9 protein-coding genes and 1 pseudogene are annotated in these 16957 nt (G+C 62.2%); 6 read left to right on the top strand and 4 right to left on the bottom strand.

Annotation, left to right across the window (positions count from 1 at the left end):
- The first annotated feature begins 94 nt into the window (after positions 1-94).
- From M2337_RS12395 to M2337_RS12415, 5 genes are all read left to right on the top strand, one after another.
- Positions 95-3262 (top strand): sensor histidine kinase, encoded by a 3168-nt coding sequence (locus M2337_RS12395; RefSeq protein ID WP_264570490.1) that lies wholly within the window; start codon positions 95-97, stop codon positions 3260-3262.
- Positions 3255-3899, top strand: a complete 645-nt coding sequence (locus M2337_RS12400) for a response regulator (RefSeq protein ID WP_264570491.1) — start codon at positions 3255-3257, stop codon at positions 3897-3899. Before M2337_RS12395 ends, M2337_RS12400 begins: the two co-directional genes overlap by 8 nt.
- Before the next feature lie 29 nt (positions 3900-3928).
- Complete coding sequence (locus M2337_RS12405; RefSeq protein ID WP_264570492.1) at positions 3929-4990, top strand: phospholipase D family protein; 1062 nt, start codon at positions 3929-3931, stop codon at positions 4988-4990.
- 76 nt (positions 4991-5066) lie between these two features.
- On the top strand, positions 5067-7253 hold the full coding sequence (locus tag M2337_RS12410) for an AAA family ATPase (protein WP_264570493.1): 2187 nt from the start codon (positions 5067-5069) through the stop codon (positions 7251-7253).
- A complete protein-coding gene (locus M2337_RS12415) occupies positions 7250-8584 on the top strand; it encodes an McrC family protein (RefSeq protein ID WP_264570494.1) in 1335 nt (444 codons plus the stop codon). Before M2337_RS12410 ends, M2337_RS12415 begins: the two co-directional genes overlap by 4 nt.
- Positions 8585-8603: 19 nt before the next feature.
- Here the strand turns inward: M2337_RS12415 and M2337_RS17315 are convergent.
- Both M2337_RS17315 and M2337_RS12425 read right to left on the bottom strand, forming a co-directional pair.
- Positions 8604-9916, bottom strand: a pseudogene (locus M2337_RS17315) (alginate lyase family protein).
- Complete coding sequence (locus M2337_RS12425) at positions 9828-12656, bottom strand: TonB-dependent receptor (protein WP_264570495.1); 2829 nt, start codon at positions 12654-12656, stop codon at positions 9828-9830. The pseudogene M2337_RS17315 and the gene M2337_RS12425 overlap by 89 nt, the downstream one beginning before the upstream one ends.
- A gap of 461 nt (positions 12657-13117) precedes the next feature.
- Between M2337_RS12425 and M2337_RS12430 the strand changes: the two genes are divergently transcribed.
- Positions 13118-13765 (top strand): sensor histidine kinase, encoded by a 648-nt coding sequence (locus M2337_RS12430; protein ID WP_264570496.1) that lies wholly within the window; start codon positions 13118-13120, stop codon positions 13763-13765.
- A 91-nt stretch (positions 13766-13856) separates the two neighbouring features.
- On the opposite strand, the gene M2337_RS12435 is transcribed toward M2337_RS12430, so the two are convergent.
- Together M2337_RS12435 and M2337_RS12440 are read right to left on the bottom strand one after the other, a co-directional pair.
- Complete coding sequence (locus M2337_RS12435) at positions 13857-15839, bottom strand: pYEATS domain-containing protein (RefSeq protein ID WP_264570497.1); 1983 nt, start codon at positions 15837-15839, stop codon at positions 13857-13859.
- A complete protein-coding gene (locus M2337_RS12440) occupies positions 15829-16956 on the bottom strand; it encodes a caspase family protein (protein WP_264570498.1) in 1128 nt (375 codons plus the stop codon). The genes M2337_RS12435 and M2337_RS12440 overlap by 11 nt, the downstream gene beginning before the upstream one ends.
- Position 16957 lies beyond the last annotated feature (1 nt).

Below are 16957 nucleotides of genomic sequence, written 5' to 3' on the forward strand. Positions count from 1 at the left end.
TCTGGCCACTAGGGAAGGGTCGCCTCTGCTCGGCGGAAGTCCTGCTTCAGTCGGCTGACGGATGAAGGGCACAGCCCGATAAGAGATGCGCCGCTTGCCGCGCGAACACGAGCCGCCTGCCGAATTGATCGAAGTGCCTCCCAAATGCGGCTTTCGCGAAACCACCCTTTCGGGTCGCTCGCCGGTGGCCCAACGGCGTGTTAATGCCGGGCATCCACGTCTTCACCCTGCCCCCTTGGGAATCATGCCTGCCGTCCTTCGTTTGTGTGTCCTGATCCTGCTCTCCACGCTGAGCGTCGCCGCTCTGGCGGTGAATAGCGACGAGACCCCCGGACAGTTCACGCATACGAGCTGGACGAGCAAGGATGGCGTCCCAGGCATGGTGCAGGCACTGGCGCAGACCCCAGACGGCTTCCTATGGCTCGGGACATATGAAGGGCTTTTTCGCTTCGACGGCGTGAGTTTCGATCGAATTCCCGTCGCCAAGGGTCATCCACCAGGATCGATCCCGGTCAGCGCCTTGCTTGTGACCCGCGCCGGCGAACTCTGGGTTGGTTACGCAGGCGGTGCTGGGGTGGAGGTTCTTCGCCGAGGCCAGCTTGAGCGCGGGGGCATGCCGGGCGCACCCGGCGAAGTGACGGGGCTGGTCGAAGACACTGATGGCGCCATCTGGGTGGTGGGGGGTCGCGGTCGTAAAGCGCTCAAGCGCTACGCGAAGGGAAAGTGGCAGAGCATCAACGCGCAATGGGGCGTCCCAGACGACGAAGCCGTCTCAGCTGTGCTGCCTGCCCGCGACGGAACCGTCTGGCTTGCAACCCAGACCCAGGTCTTTTTCCTGCGCCACGGATCAAAGCGTTTCGAGGCAACCCGCCTCATGATCACGAACGGGGCTGGCCTGGCGCAGGATCGGGCGGGTCGTATCTGGCTTTCAGACGCGCTGGGAACCAAGGTCCTTCCCGACTTTCTGCGGGGAGCAAAAGCACCGGCGAACAGCCCCCCGAAAGGCACCGACAGGACGGCACGCCGCATCAGCCTGCTCTTCGATCGTCATGGTGATCTTTGGGGATCGACATACACTGATGGCGTGTTCCGCATCGATCGGCCTACGGCATCCACCGCTCAGGCTCCTGCCTATTTTCGCAGCCCCGACGGCCTGAGTTCAAACGAGGCCGTGGCCCTTCTCGAGGATCGCGAGGGCAACATCTGGGTGGCAACCGAGATGGGGCTCGATCAGTTTCGGCGATCCAATATCGAGCGCATTCCGCTCCTCACCAGCGGTGCTGCGGAAGGCTTTATGCTCGTCGCCGATGATCGCGGTGACATGTACTTCGCGAACGGGTCCCGCCTCTGGCGCGCGGTGCCCAACGAGGAGCCCAGGTTCCTGCTTGACCTCAACGAGGACATTCAGGCGCTCTGTCGCGTGAGAGGGGGCATATGGGTCGCTCAGAAAGGCCATGCATCGAGGATTGAGGACGGCCGTATCACGGCCAAGGTTTCGTGGCCTGATGGGAAGTCGGTTTCAAGCTGCGGCGAAAATCGGGAAGGACGCTTCTGGCTGGCACGGCCGGCCGGCAATTTACTTTATCGGGATGGCAATGGCTGGCGGCAGGTCGACCTTCCTTCTCGCCGCACCCCACTCGACATCTTCTTTGACTGGCGGGGCGCTGTCGTAGGGTCGCTCAGCAGGAAGTCCGTCATCGTTTATGACGGCCCACGTACGATCAAGCTGTCGCCAGAGGATCTCGGCGTCGCTGGGATCACTTCGGTGTTCGGCAATGCGAAGGGTCTTCTGGTTGGCGGCGGTACCGGGCTTGCAAGATGGGACGGTCGTCGCATCCAGCGCATATCGATTTCCGACCAGCCCTGGCTGCGGGGTGTGCGTGGCGTCGTCCAGACTGAAGCCGGCGACACATGGCTGATCAACAACAAGGGCATCGCCCGGGTCACGACCGCCGACCTCGATCGCGCCTTTGACAGGCCCGCGGCTCCGATCGAGCACGACCTGTTCGATGAGCAGGATGGCTTCACCAGCAGGACCCAGAACTCCCAGAGCCTCCAGATGGCGATGGGTGGCGATGACCGTTTGTGGTTCCTGACCCGGCAGGGGATCCTGCGTATTGATCCCGCGCGGCTCGAACGCAATCGTATCGTCCCGTCCCTGGCGGTCAGATCTGTGACCGCCGACGGAACCCTATATCCTCTCTCTGGCAATATCCGACTGCCCGCCGGGACGCGGAACATCTCGATCCAATATACCGCGCTCAGTCTCGCCATTCCGAGCCGCGTTCGCTTTCGGTACCGCCTGCAGGGCTTCGACGGCGACTGGATCGATCCGGGCCAGCGGCGGCAGGCATTCTACACCAACCTCGCGCCGGGTACCTACACGTTCGACGTCATCGCCGCGAACAACGAAGGCGTCTGGAACAGGAAGGGCTTGTCCTTCCGGATCACCGTGCCCCCGACCTTTCTTCAGTCCAGAGAGTTCATCGGGCTTTGTATCGTCATTGGTCTACTTTCACTGTGGCTGCTGTACAGGCTTCGCCTGCACACCATCGCGCAGCGGCTTCGCGTGCGATTGAGCGAGCGTTTGGCCGAACGGGAGCGCGTCGCCCGCGAAGTCCACGACACGCTCCTCCAGAGCATCCAGGCGCTCATCCTGAAGTTCCAGCTCGCCGTCGACGACATTCCAGCCGATCTTCCAGTACATAGGACGTTGGAGAATACGATCGACCTTGCCGAGGAGGTCCTCTCGCAAGGACGCAACCGCGTCCGGGACCTCCGAATAACGGAGAGCGGTGACGATCTCGGGCGCATGCTAGACGACATCGTGCAGCGGCTGGTCTTCCCATCGACGACGGCTGTGCGCGTCACCACTGTCGGCGAGCCAGTATCTCTCAACCTGATCGCGGCCGATGAGATCGCACGCATAGCAAACGAGGCGATCTTCAATATCTGGCGCCACGCTCAAGCCAGCCAGGTCGATGTCCGCATCCTCTTCTCGCAGACAAAACTCACCGTCAGCTTCAAGGACGATGGCGTCGGCATCCCGGAGGATATCCTCGAGGCGGGCTACCGGGCCGGCCACTACGGGCTTCGAGGAATGCGTGAGCGAGCCGGTAGACTTGAAGCAGATCTGGATTTGTCCTCATCCAACGGTGCTGGAACCGAACTAATACTCACTATTCCTGCAAAGGTCGCGTATGCTCGACCGCCGAGACGCTGGTTCCAATTCAGGGCCAGTCGGGGGGAAGCCGTTGACTGAGCCGACGCCAATCGTTGAGCAGCCCATCCGGGTATTGGTGGTGGATGATCATCCCCTGCTTAGGGAAGGGCTGACCGCAACGATCAGGAAGCAGCCGGATCTTGATGTCGTCGGTGAGGCGATCGATGGCGTCGGTGCGATCGAGCAATTTCAATCCCTCTCGCCCGACGTCACGCTGATGGATATTCAGATGCCGCAGATGGGCGGCATCGAGGCAATCGAGAAGATCAGGGAAATCGATCCGCGCGCGGCCATCGTGGTGCTGACGACATATCCCGGCGACAGCCAGGCGATGCGGGCCCTGAAGGCGGGTGCCTCGGGCTATCTGCTCAAAAGCTGTATCCGGAAGGACCTTCTGCAGACGATCAGGGCGGTTCACGCGGGCGAGCGCGCAATCTCGGCAGAGGTCGCCCAGGCGATCGCCATGCATGCCATGGAGGAGCGTCTGAGCGAGCGCGAAGCCAGCATTCTCAGGCTGATCGCGGAAGGCCACCCCAACAAGCAGATCGCCTGGCAGCTCAATCTCGCCCAGGACACCATCAAGGGGCACCTGAAGAACATCTTCGCCAAGCTGGACGTGACCGATCGAACCCATGCTGTCGTGGTTGCGGTTCGCCGGGGCTTCATCGACCTTTAGACTTTTCGGGCGGTGCAGGTGGAGATGCGATGAGCCGGTTTCTCGATCACAAGCAAGTGCATGACGCTGTTCATGCGATTGTCGCGGGAAACCACGTTCGGTGCGCAGTCGCCTTCTGGGGCGATGGAGCCCTCAAAGCGCTCTTCAAGACCAAGGCGCGGGCATCTGGCGCCCGGATCATCTGCGACCTGACAATGGGCGGCACCAACCCCGAGGAACTGGCGTTGCTCGGCGCGCCGAGCAATCCGAAGCTCAAGCATGTCGAAGGACTGCACGCGAAACTCTACCTGTCGAGCGCAGGAATGGTCGTCACCTCCGCCAACGCGTCGAACCGCGGCATCGGTTTTATCGAGCCGGCGAAGCTGATCGAGTGCGGCACGTTTCACCGTGCGGGCACCAAGGCATATATCAATGCTGAGAAGTGGTTCGAGGAGATCTGGGAGGGCGCGCACGACCTCGATCGCGACGCTCTGACAGCCGCACGTGTCGCCTGGGCGAAGCGTCCTCGCTGGCACCCGCCCAGCGGCCCGCGGTCGCCGAGGATGCCCGACACGCTTCTTGGACGGCTCGCCTCGGACCCTCTGCGCTACCGTGGCGTCGGTGTCGTCTTCTCGTCGGGCGAGGCTGACGTCGACGATGTCCGGGAAGCCGCAGCGGCTGGACACAAGGCTGAGGCGAGCCGCCGCCGGCCAAAACTGAAGAGCGGCGAAATCGACCGCCTTCCGAAATGGCCAAAGGGCGACCTGTTCACCGGCTGGTCCGAAGCCGATGCACGCGCGTGGCCATCGCAGTTTCTTTGCGCCCATCGCGGGTCTCGGGGAGCGATGACCTATTGGTGCTACGACCTGTTTTTCAAAGCGCAGCTCGACAAAGATGCGTGGTCTATCTTCGCGGAGCGCTCTGCAACACTGCGGCAACTCCTCGACTTGACCGGCACACCCCGCGATGCCGCAAGGCCTGAGGATGAGCTTCTCGGTCGGATTTTCGCATATCTTGATGCGACCGCTGGACCTGACGATTGGGCTCATAGAGTTTGCGAAAGCCCGATGCATCTTGATCTGCTGGTCGCAGAAGTCGACGCGGCCCCGTAAGTGAACCGAAATCCTGTCGAGTAATGGAGGCAGCCGCGATACTAGGCTTAGGAGCGTCGTATCGTCTGGGGGACCGATGAAGGAACAGGAATTCAAGGACTGGTTGAGCAGGCGGCTCTGGAAGGGGGAACCGCTCACGAAGAAGGGTATCAACACCCGGGTTCGTCGTAGCCTGCGGGCCGAGCGCGGACTGAAGGGCCTGGGCTTTTCTCAAACCACGCTCGACGAAGTCTTCGATGCCGGCAAATGGGAGGAGTTGCTTGCGAAGCTGACAGAGCTCGCGAACGATCCAAAGCCGGATATGGCGATCGTGCGCGCCGTCGTACCGCAAGCGGACGATCCCAACGGCCAACTCTCGAACATGATCGCCGGCTTGAAGCAATACGGCTATTTCCGCGAAGGGCGCGATCCCAATTACGCGGTCGCCGGCGACGCCGAAGATGATGCCAACGACGAGAGCCAAGCCGACCGCATTCGACGGTACGTGCTGGACAACTATATTATCCCTGCCCGCGCCGACGCGCAGCCAAGCGTCACTATCACCGTTGGCGCGCTGAACAACGAAATGGGCCTTCACATGGCTTGGCCCAACATCTGCCAGGCCCTTGAGGGCCGCCTATTCCTTGACCTTGCGAAGGTGCCACCTCCGGCGGCCGAAGGGCCCAAGCAGAGCACGACGCGCAAGTTGACCTACTCTTTGACGACGGAGAATGTGCGTGTGATCAGGCCGAAGCAGTCGCCGACGAACCTGATCCTCTACGGCCCGCCAGGCACCGGCAAGACATACCGCACAGCCTATGAAGCGGTGTCTCTTTGCGACGGCACCGTGGCATTCGACGAAACGCCCTCTGGTCGGGAGGCGCTGCTTGAGCGCTACCGCGAGTTGGAAGCCGAGAAGCGGATTGCGTTCGTCACCTTCCACCAGAACTATGATTATGAGAGCTTCGTCGAGGGGCTGCGGCCTGAAACCGGAGACGAGGACGGTGCGTCGGGTGGCTTCCATCTCGAGGCTCGGCCCGGCATCTTCCGAGAGATCTGTGCCCTCGCCGACCAATCTCGTACCCGCCCGACATCGGCAACGACCACAGGCGGTCTCGACCTTGAAGGCCGACGCTTCTGGAAAATGGGCCAGGGCGCGATTGGTAGCGAGGACGATGTCTACGACGCCGCTCTTGCGAACAATTACATCGCCCTCGGCTGGGGCGGAACGATCGATTGGAGCCCGGAGCGCTTTTCGTCCTTTGAAGCGATCAAGGCCGAATGGCAGGACAAAAAGCCCGACGACCCGACCCCGAGCAACTGGACACAGACCTGGCCATTTCGCTCGGAGATGAAGGTCGGAGACATCGTCATCGTCCCCTATGGCAATACGGCATTTCGGGCGATCGCGGAGGTCACGGGTGATTATCGCTATGTCCCCGAAGCCGAGGGCTATTACGCGCATCGGCGGGATGTTCGCTGGCTCCTTACGCTCAAGGAGCCGTTGCCGCTCGACACGATCATCGACGGCAATTTCACGCAGCGCACGCTGTACTCGGTCGCGAAGAGCCGCGTGAACCTGGCAGCGCTCGCGCGCCTGATCGCCGACGACGAAGGAGCAGCCTCCTCGCCTGCCGACGGTGGTGAGCCCGATCAGTTCGTACTCATCATCGACGAGATCAACCGGGCGAACATCTCCAAGGTGTTCGGCGAGCTCATCACGCTGATCGAGCCGGACAAGCGGCTCGGCATGACCAACGCGCTGAGCCTCACCTTACCCTATTCGAAGAAGCGTGATTTCGGCGTTCCGGCGAACCTCCACATCATCGGGACCATGAACACCGCCGATCGCTCGATCGCGCTTCTCGACACCGCGCTGAGGCGCCGGTTCACCTTCCGGGAGCTGGCGCCGCTGCCAGACCTCCTCGAAATCGTCGAGGGCGTTGATCTTCGCACCGTCCTCAACACCATCAACGACCGGATCGAGTATCTCCTCGACCGCGAGCATCGCATTGGCCACGCCTTCTTCATGGGGTGCAAAACCCTCGATGCGGTGCGGCTTGTCATGCGTGACAAGGTCATTCCGCTGCTACAGGAGTATTTCTTCGACGACTGGAGCCGCATCCAGGCGATCCTGGGCGACGGGTTTATCGGATCACGCAAAATTGCGCCCCCTCCCGGTCTCGAGGGAGAGGATCGCGACAGCTGGTTCGTGCGAGAAGCCTTCCTCGATGACGCCTTCGAACGATTGCGCGGCATTCGGCCAGGTACATCCGCCGAATGAGCCATCTGTCGGTCTTCGAATGGGGTCGCGTGGCCATCCTGGAGCAGCCGGGGGGCGCTGGTTTCACGCGGTCGCAGGCCAATGCCCTTATGGCAGCTGCCCGAACTCATCCGCTCGGAGGCGATGAAGGCACGGCGATACTGCGCGATCATTACCGACACCTGACGGCTGGGCAAATGGTGGGCGTCCTTGCGGCACCGGGCTGCAGTCTCGAGATTCTTCCCAAGATCGATGCCGGTGCCTCAGAACCGGCAGAAGAGCGACGAACGGTCCGATCGCGCCTGGTACGCATGCTGGATGTAGCCCTTGGTCTCAATATTTCGGATGGAGCTTCGTCCGTGATGGCGAGCCAGGCGGAAAGCCTCCTCGACATCCTCATTCGCCTGTTTGCCGACAAGCTGCTCGCTGAGACGCGGCGTGGTCTTCCCCGAGCCTATCTCGCGCACGAAGAGGATCTGCCAACGCTGCGCGGGCGCCTGAACGTCGTGAGACAGTTCACCGCCCATGCGGTGCGTCCCGATCGGCTCGCATGCCGCTTCGATGCCCTCACCAGCGACATCGCGCTGATGCAGGTCATGAAGGCGTGCGTGATCGCTCTGCGGCGCCATGCGCGTGCCAGCGAGACTGTGCGAAAGCTCGACGAGTTGCGGTTCGTCCTCGGCGACGTCAGCGATGTCAGTGCAGCCGCCCTGCCATGGCAATCGGTGCGGATCGACCGCACCAACCGACGCTGGGAAGCATTGTTCGGCCTCGCCCGGCTGTTCCTCAAGCACGATTGGCAAGCCACCCACCGCGATCCGAAAGCGGCACAGGGCATCACACTGATGTTTCCGATGAACGACCTCTTCGAAGCCTATATCGCCGCCTTGCTGCGACGCAGCCTACGGTCAGCAGGTCTGACCGTAGAAACCCAAGGCGGCCGTCTGTTCTGCCTGGTCGAGGAGGGTAAATACGGCGCCAAGCGGTTCCGGACCCGACCGGACATCATCGTACGCGATGGGCGCCCAAACGCGCCAATCGCGATCCTTGATACCAAATGGAAGCGATTGTCGCCCGCAGTGGAGGATAAAAAGCATGGCGTGAGCCAAGCCGATGTCTATCAGATGATGGCCTATGGCCAGCTCTATGACTGCGCCGAATTGCTGATGCTCTACCCCCACCACGCAGGCTTGGGCGATGCGCCCTTCTCTGCGGGTTATACCGTCCATGGCAGCACTGATCGGCTCCACCTGCGAAGCATCGATCTGGTGCGGGAAGAAGCAGCAATCGTCGCTGACCTTGCAGCGCTGTTCCGCGACTGGCATCCAATACCGCTGCAAGCAGTGGGCTGATCGTCGCTGCCTCCTGCCCTCAGACCTTGGCTTTGAGGAAATAGCGCAATTCCGCTTCGGGCGTCACTTCATACCGCGCGCCCCACGCCTCACCGGCCCGCCGCAACAGCTCTTCGAATTCGTCGGTCCGCGTTGCGGTGCCTTTGTAGGGCCAGGGCTGCCCTTGCCGTGTCGCGATGTCTAGGAAGTCGGTCGATCGCCGCATGCTGCGACCGCTTACCCGTTTGCTCCAGAGCGACACACCGACGCATCTAGCCAGATCGGCCACGTCGAAAGCGGCTTGCAGCGCGAAAATCGAATAGTGGAATGGCTGCTCGCGGGAGAGTTCCTTCGGGAGCCCCCCATCACGCGTGAACTGCTGTTGCATCCTCCGCTTCGGAAAGGCGATCGCAATCCGTTTCGCACGGTCTGGCTGCCGCGCAAACAGTGCGAAGTGCATGACCTGGGCATCGTACCAGAGCGCATGATTGTTATCCTTCGCTCCCTCACGCTTGCCGCGCGGGCTGGTCAGCAGCCAGTCGACATACGCCCCAAACCAGCGCTCAAGCTCGCCTTGCATGCTGGAATCGATCTCGCCGGATGGCGCGATGAGGCCGATCGCCTCTACCACCGGCATCAGGCGGGTCGTTTCGATGATACCCTCGGGCCGCCCATCCGCGCGACCGAGGACCGCCTGCCCAAATTCCACATTGGGCTTCATCCGTGTCTGCGGATCGACGAACCAGGTTCGCAGCAGCGATGCGGCATGCCGCGCGTAGCGGCCATCTCCTGAGAAGTAATAGGCCGCGCCAGGGTCTCGACGTCTGCGCTCATGCGAGAGAGCGCAGACAGGTCATAGTCTGCCGTAGTGCGCTCAGGGTTCACACGCCCGTCCTTACGGACATAGGGCTTGCCATCCGGGGCTGAAGGATCGGGCCACCAATAGGGCGCGATGCTCATATAGTCGTGCAAGTCGCCCGATGGCGGCACGTTTCCCTTGTCAACCACGCTCGGCGCTGGTCGCTCAAGGGCTTCATCCGCTCGTACGAGAAGGCCGCGATAGGCTGCCCCAACCTGACTGTCCTGCGTCACCGCAGTCTTCAATCGAGCGAGCGCTTCGGGCTTGAGCAAAAAGGTTCGACGTTTGCCGAAGACCCCCGAATATCCCATGCTTGTCTGGCAAACCGGCGCGTGTTCGGCATGCGCTGGAAGGGGCGTAGACCCCAGCAGCCACACGGCCAGAACAGTAGTGGCCCAGTGCCGCCTAGAAGCGAAATTGCACCCCGGCATAATATTGCGGACCGCTGTCGCTAACCTCCGCAATGCTATCACTGCCTCCTTTGACAAAGACATCCTTGGTCCCGGTGACGTTCATCGCCTGCAGCTTGAGCCGCACATTCTCCGTCAGCTGATACTGCGCGGAAAGGTTGAGATATCCGGCTCCCTGAACGCTTCGGTTAGTACCGCCGTTGGGCTTCAGATAAGAGGAACGGTAACGGTAGTTCGCGCGCAGCGAAACCCCTCCCCGCTCCCAATATACCGTGCCGCTCGCGACGTAGCGAGAAAGGCCCGGAAGATTTGCCGGCTCGAGATATGCCGCGAGCGCCGAAGTGTCTGGATATTGAAAGTTCGCCTTGGCGATATTCAGGGAACCCGTCACGCCCAGGCCGCTCAGGATGCCAGGTGCCCAGCTCAGCGCATGCGAGCCGAACAGTTCAATGCCGTACAGGTGCCGAAGCTCCTGATCGTTGGCGGGCGCGATGAGATTCACCGAATAGTCGCGCAACCCCGCAGACCGTCCGTCGACGATCGTGTTGACGCTGATCACCGTAGGGATCGGGGCGACCCCGGAGATAACGGTTCCGCGAAGCCATTTGCCATAGACCGCAGCAGAAAGAACGGTGTCGCGCGTAAGATAGAGTTCAAGGCTTGCGTCGGCATTCCAACCCCGTAGCGGCTTCAGGCCCGGATTCCCGCTGGTCGCGTTGAACGTGACGCTGTCGGCGCCGCCAGAACCAGCGGAGGGGTTGAGATTGATCCCAGCCCCAAAGGATTCGATCCCCGACCTCGCCAGGGCCCTGTAGACGGCGAGCCGCAGCTTCGTTTTCGGCGTCAGATCGATAGCGAGGTTCGCGCTCGGCAACCAATATCGATATGAGCTTCCAAGCCGCTGCGTAGCGACCGAGCCGGTCGGGTCGGCAGAGACCGTGTAATTGTCCGCGGCAGTGTCGATTGTTACCACGAAGGGTAGCCGGTAGCCGACCGAGGAAATCGATGTCTCGACATAGCGGACCCCAATATTGCCGCTGAACGGCGTCGATGCGACCGTGCCGGCGAAGCTGGTCATCGCATAGATGGCGGTGATCCGCTCGCGGACGTCGATGTCGCTCGGATCGCGCCGCCCGGTCGGGAAAGGCAGCGCAGAGTCACTGCCGGCAAATGAGCTGAAGAGGCAGTCGTTGTCGAACGTGGCCCAACTTGTGAGGTTGGTCCCGGTCGAAGGGAAATAGCTCGATGACGGAAACGGTGTGCGGCAGGCGAGATTGGCAGCGCTGATGATGTCGGCAACCGTCCGCCCGCCTGAAGGGACGAGGGTGTTCAGATCGTTGTTGGCATTCTGCGCGAGCGTACGGCGCTGCTCGGAATATCTGCCGCCCACCTTGATCAACTGGAAGAACCCGTCGAGCGCATAGGCCAGATCGAGCCTCGCGGCATAAATGTCGTCGTGACGATCGGTCACTAACCGATTGCGCGCATAGACTGCGGTCGCCCCCGGGTTGGCGAAATTGGCCGGATCATTCACATCGAAATTGTTGAACTTGACCGCCGGGACGTAAGGGCTATCCAGATAGTCGAGGGTGTAGCCCACACGGGCATTGGAGCGCATCCGGGTCTGCCGCTGGGTCTCGGTGCGATGCGATTTCGAGAGACTGGCATCGCCCTCGACGGTCCAGCGTCCAGGCGTCCATCGCACCGTCGTGCCGACACCAAGGTAGGTCTCGTCACGCTGCCGCTGTTCGAGCTGATCCTCCAGAAAGGAATTGCCCGAATAGGCAATGAGTGCGCCTTTCGACCAGCCGTTCGCGCCGTCGCCTACAAGGATTGGCGAGATCCCGCGCAAGCCTTCGGTGATCTGGAGGACGTTTCGGCTCTCGGTAGACTGGCGGCGCGAATATTGCGCATCGACATCAATATCGAGATTTGAGGCAGGTCGCCACTCGACGGTTCCGAAGGCGGCATTCCTGAGCTCGCGCGTCTTTTGCTCGCGAAAGCTCCGGGACTGGGTCGCATAATAGACCTGCCCGACCTTCTCCCCGACACCGGTGCGCGGTGTGGTCGCATTCGCGCAATTTGATCCCGCGCCCGAAGACGTGAGCTGTGCGGGCGTTCCGGTGACCAGCGTCCCGTTAGAGGCCGCAGTCGTACACGGCACGAAGTTCGCGTTGCCGTTGTAATAATCCTCCGGCGCGGGAGTATCCTGCCGACGAAGGCCGATCGAGATGCCGATGTCGCCAAGGCCCGTGTGGAACTGGTCGAGATAGGTGAGGTCGGCGCGGTACCCCAAGCCATTGCGGCCACGAATGTCGTCATCTTTCGGGAAGTAGGAGCCGAGCACTTCGCCCGACAGGCGCGAGCCCTTCGCGTCGAGCGGCCGGGCGGTGCGCAGGTCGATCACCCCGCCGATACCACCCTCCAGGAAATCCGCCTGCTGGGTCTTGTAGACCATAACACCGCTGATCAGCTCGGAGGGGAACTGCTGAAAGCTCACGGATCGGTCGATGCCTGCCGCAGAGGCCTCGCGCCCATTGATTGTCATGAAGTTGAGTGTTGGTCCCAATCCCCGCACGGTCGGATCGTTGGCATTGCCCTTGAACCGGTCGGCGCTAACCCCCGGGATGCGCTCCAACGTATCGGCCACCGAATTATCCGGGAGAGCGCCGATCTCGTCATCGATGATGCCGTCTGCAACGACTGTCGCTCGTCGCTTCACGTCGATGGAGCTTCTCTGCTCCTGTCGGGCGCCGGTTACGACGATGTCGCCGGAGGAGTTAGCGCGATCGACCGGTATCGTCTGGTCGAGCGACTGCGCCATCGCAGCGTCGGTTGCCAGACTTGCGAAGAGCAAACAGCACAAGCTGCACGAATAAAGTGGCGCGGCTGCGACCACCGGAATCCTTCCCCCGTCACATTTTCCCCGGAATCACGTCTAGCGCGAATGGGGTATGCTGGCAGCACCCTTTCGGGGGGTAGGCGATAATAGTCTTTCGACGGCCTCTCCCGGCGTCCAATACTTTCGTTGGGGGCGCTTGCTACGAAGGGTTGCCCGAAGGCGACCACGTGTTGGAATGGTGAATTTGCGTGCTTTCCGGCATCTCATAGATCGACGGACCCGTGGGGGATGGCATGCAACTCTTTTCAACGACGCCGAGGGATCAAACCCAATCGAGGTTCTGCTTCCGACCGGGGGAACATCCTATGCCCACCACAAATGTGACGGCTCTGCACGACCAGATCGCGATCCTCGAGAGCGCCTTGCATCGTAAGGCAGTCGACATGGCGACGGCAGGGCATGACCTGCGGCAACCGCTGCAGATCATGCTCGGCGCGATCGAGAAGATGGCCCCTGAGTGCCGGGAGGAACAGACCCGCTTCTGGCTGACCGCGGCGCGCGACGCCGGCTTGCGCCTCACCAAAGGGCTGACAGACCTTGCGCTTGCGGCCAATGCGCGCACTGCGACGATCGAGATGCGCGACCTCGCGCTCGCGGCAATCTTCGATCGCCTCGAAGCCGATTGGGCCCCCGTTGCCTGGGAAAAGGGTCTGCGCCTCAGCTTCGTGCGACCCAACTGCCTCGTCCAGAGCAACGCGACGATGCTGCTGACCATCCTGTCCAACCTGATTGGGAATGCGATCAAACACACGGACGCCGGCGGCGTGGTGGTCGGCTGCCGCAAGGTCGGCGCGTCCTTCGCCATCGACGTGATCGATACCGGCCCTGGCATCGACAAGGAGACTCAGAGCAAAATGTTCGATGCCTTCGAGCAGGGCGACGCGTCACGCGACGGCCTAGGCCTTGGGCTATGGCTGGTGGCTCAGTCCTGCCGGACGCTCGGGCACCGTATCGAGGCTCGGTCTCGTTTGGGCTGGGGATCCCGTTTCCGACTGGTCCTGCCACGCCACGCCCTACATTGCGTCGAATGAATCTCGGCCTGGCCGCCTGACAACCGAGCCTCGGCGCTACCTGGCCCCTCTCCGTTGGCGGACCGATCCCCCGCCGCGCGATCTCCAGACATCACCTTTCGCGGATGATGTGCGGTGCGCCTCTCATCTCGGCGAGGTCAAGTTCAAGCTCGATACCATGGGCGGGTATCCAGACCCCAAGCGTGAACCCGCCCCAGACAGTGACGGTCATGCGAGCCACCTTCGATCTGAGCTTCTTCTTGACCATCTGAGGCCGGAAGCTGTCATGCCGGTGGAACTGCACCTCGTCCCCATCCCGGCCGGGTCCCTCGACAACAAAATGCACCTTCAACCAGTTTTTCGAGGTCGTCTCCTCAAACGTTGCCGTAACTGTGAAGCCTCGCTTGGCAGCCTTTCCGCCAAAGCGTCCCTTCTGGAGGTCCTTGGGGAACTGGATCCGACGCGAAAGCCCGGGCGCCTCGACAACAGGCGCTTTCGACACCTCACGGCCGCTGGCGTCTTCCTTCGTCGAAGCGAGAGCTATTCCTGCGGTATCGAGTGCTGCGCTTGTCCGCACTAGGCGCTTTTGAAGAAGGCGGGAGGGGAGTCCAAGCGCGACGGCCAGATCGGAAATCGCCTCTACCGAAACCTCCTTCGTCTCAGGCGCGACCAGCTGCATCGCACGCAACGCGGTCGCCTTGAGGTCTGGGCTCAGAGCATCAAGTCCGTTGGCGAGCGTACGCGACAGAGCATCCGGCTCGACGAGCGCCGCGACCTTGTCCGCAACCTGCAGGACGAGCGCCGCCAGATCATCCGCTCTGGCATTTGCCGGCACGAACCGGGCTTTCGCGGCAGCAATTTCCCAGCACAACCATGGCAGGTTCCCACCGGACGATCGTGCGGTCGCGGCCATCACCGCTGTACCGCGAACCGCGTCCGGCCGTGTGATGCTTTCCTCGATCGCCCAGCGCCAGCTGCATTCGAGCATCGGCGGCGCTTCGATCCGGGACGGAAGCTTGGACCAGGCTCTCACATCGAACGTGTCCGAGCCCACTCGCTGCGCGCGCCAGATAGCCGCAAGCGCGTCGGTAGGCAGGCCGGGCTGGGCTGGGTCAGCGATCCATTTTCGAAGCCGCGCCATCCAGGCTTCGTCGAGCCGGATCAGGGCTGTGTCGCGCCGATCATCGCTGACGGGCAGAGCCGATGCACGCTCGAAGGCAGACACCGCAACCAATGCGCCATAGAGACGAAGGAGCGGATCCGTCTTGGGGTCATCAAGCACCTCGACCACATCGTTCGTCAGCGAGTTCGTGGCGTTCGTAAGATCGAACAGCATGAGGCCGGCAAGCCGCACCCTCTCCCGGACACGATAGTCCTTCTCGTCCCCGCGCACCGTGACGATCGTCGTACGAGACGGGTCGATGCCGGCGCTTTCCTCTTCGTGGAACTCGTCTCCCTCTGCGGAGATCAGTTTCGTGCGCGATACCGTCAGGAAAACCAGGGTCTGGCGTCCCGCGAGAGCCGGAACGCTTTGTCCAAGCTGCTCGCCGCCTATCGACCTGTAGCCGATATGATAGCGGCCGGGTCGGACCCGGTAGCAAAGGGCCCGCTCACCCGTACCGAGCTCCAGATTGGGAGCATCGTCACGGTTTGCCCGCATGGCGACATCTTCGCGATCGTAGAGCCGTAGCTCCAAGTCCAGCACGTAGTCCTTGGCGTCAGCATCGGCAGAGACAATGAGGACGATCGAGGATTCGTAAGCGCGCTCGGAAGGCCTGATGGAGCCGTTCACGGCATCGAGCAGCGCCAACCTGTCGGCGGTGGCGGGAGTCGATGAAGCGGATGCGTTGTCGCCGCTCGGATCGAAATGGACTTGGACGCTCTGCTCTTTCCCATCGAGGCGGACCATCGACTGTGTCTGCTGACCCGCAGAACTCCATTCCACCAGGTACAGGCCGAGCGGGAGTGTGGCCGAAAGCTCCGCGGTTCCTCGGTCGATCTCGCTGAGCGCTCCGTCGAGCAACCTGATAGCAATCCCGGGTCTCGCGACCAAAGAGAGGTGAGCCTGCTGTGCGCTCGAGCTCTCAGGCGACACGGATGGCCTCCATGCTCGGATGCTTGAACATCACGTAGCGCGTGCTGTCGTCAGCGACCTCCAGCAGGTAGAGACCCGGAACGAGCGCAGGAAGCTTGAGGGTGGCCCCGGTGATAAGGAGCGGCGGTATCCCGGCAACCGGCTGGTTGTCCCCACCTTTGAGGATCAGTTGAGTCCCGGCGGCCAGCGCCGAAACGTCGACAGTGCGACCGGGTGGTGGCGGAACAGCCGGGCCCAATCCGCCGGCAACGATGAGAGGTCCATCGGGGTCAGGCTGGAACGACATGTTCGGCACCTGCCCGCTGGCGGTAAAGTCCTTGATATTGTCGATGACATATTGGCGCAGCGGGGCTGCGTGGAGTTCGCCCGTCGCAGCAACCCGGTGGGTTCGCAGGCCGCGCATCAACGCGCTCGAGAAGGCACCTCGCACTGGTTCCGTAGTCGTCTCATAGGCAAGCATATTGTCCTGAGCCGCAAACGCGAGGCTGAAGGGCTCGGTGGGAACGCCGCTATAGTCCGAGACCTGTTGGGCCTGCAGGGTCAGCCTGGCGGTCTGCGAGCGGCAGCAGTCGGTAAAGACGATCGCTTCGTCGTACCGGCCATTCAGTAGTGCCCTCCTGAAACTGTCGCACGGCACCAGCCCGCCGGCGAGGTTCGAGTTCACGGGGCGGAAGTCGCCTGCCAGGTAGCACGTCTCGTCCGTGCGATCGCCGGTCTTCGCCCTGATGCCGTGGCCAGCGAGGAAGACGTAGACGCGGCGGGTCTCGGTATCGCTGTCCTCTTTCGCTCGGCCGCGCTCGGAGCGTCCGACGGCCTCGATCGTCGTCGTAATCTCGAAGGCCTTTGGAGGTCGCGCATGGTTTGGCAGCGCCGAGCCCTCCTCTGCATGGTCCCAGAGCGGCGGCTGACCCTGAAGATACGCCTGCAGCCGTCCCGTCGGGTTGGCAGGCCAGGGATAGGTCCAGAAGTACAGGCGATCGGGCCGCACGTTCCCCCCATTTGGGTCAAGCGCCCAGTCGGCAAAGTCGCATGCGTCTGCGACCGCGCCATGCAGCGGGTTCTGCTTGGCCTGATCCGGGTAGACGTTGATCCCGACGACGATCGCCCATGTCTGCATG

Origin of the sequence: Sphingobium sp. B2D3A (assembly GCF_025961795.1) — a bacterium.
Taxonomy (GTDB): domain Bacteria; phylum Pseudomonadota; class Alphaproteobacteria; order Sphingomonadales; family Sphingomonadaceae; genus Sphingobium.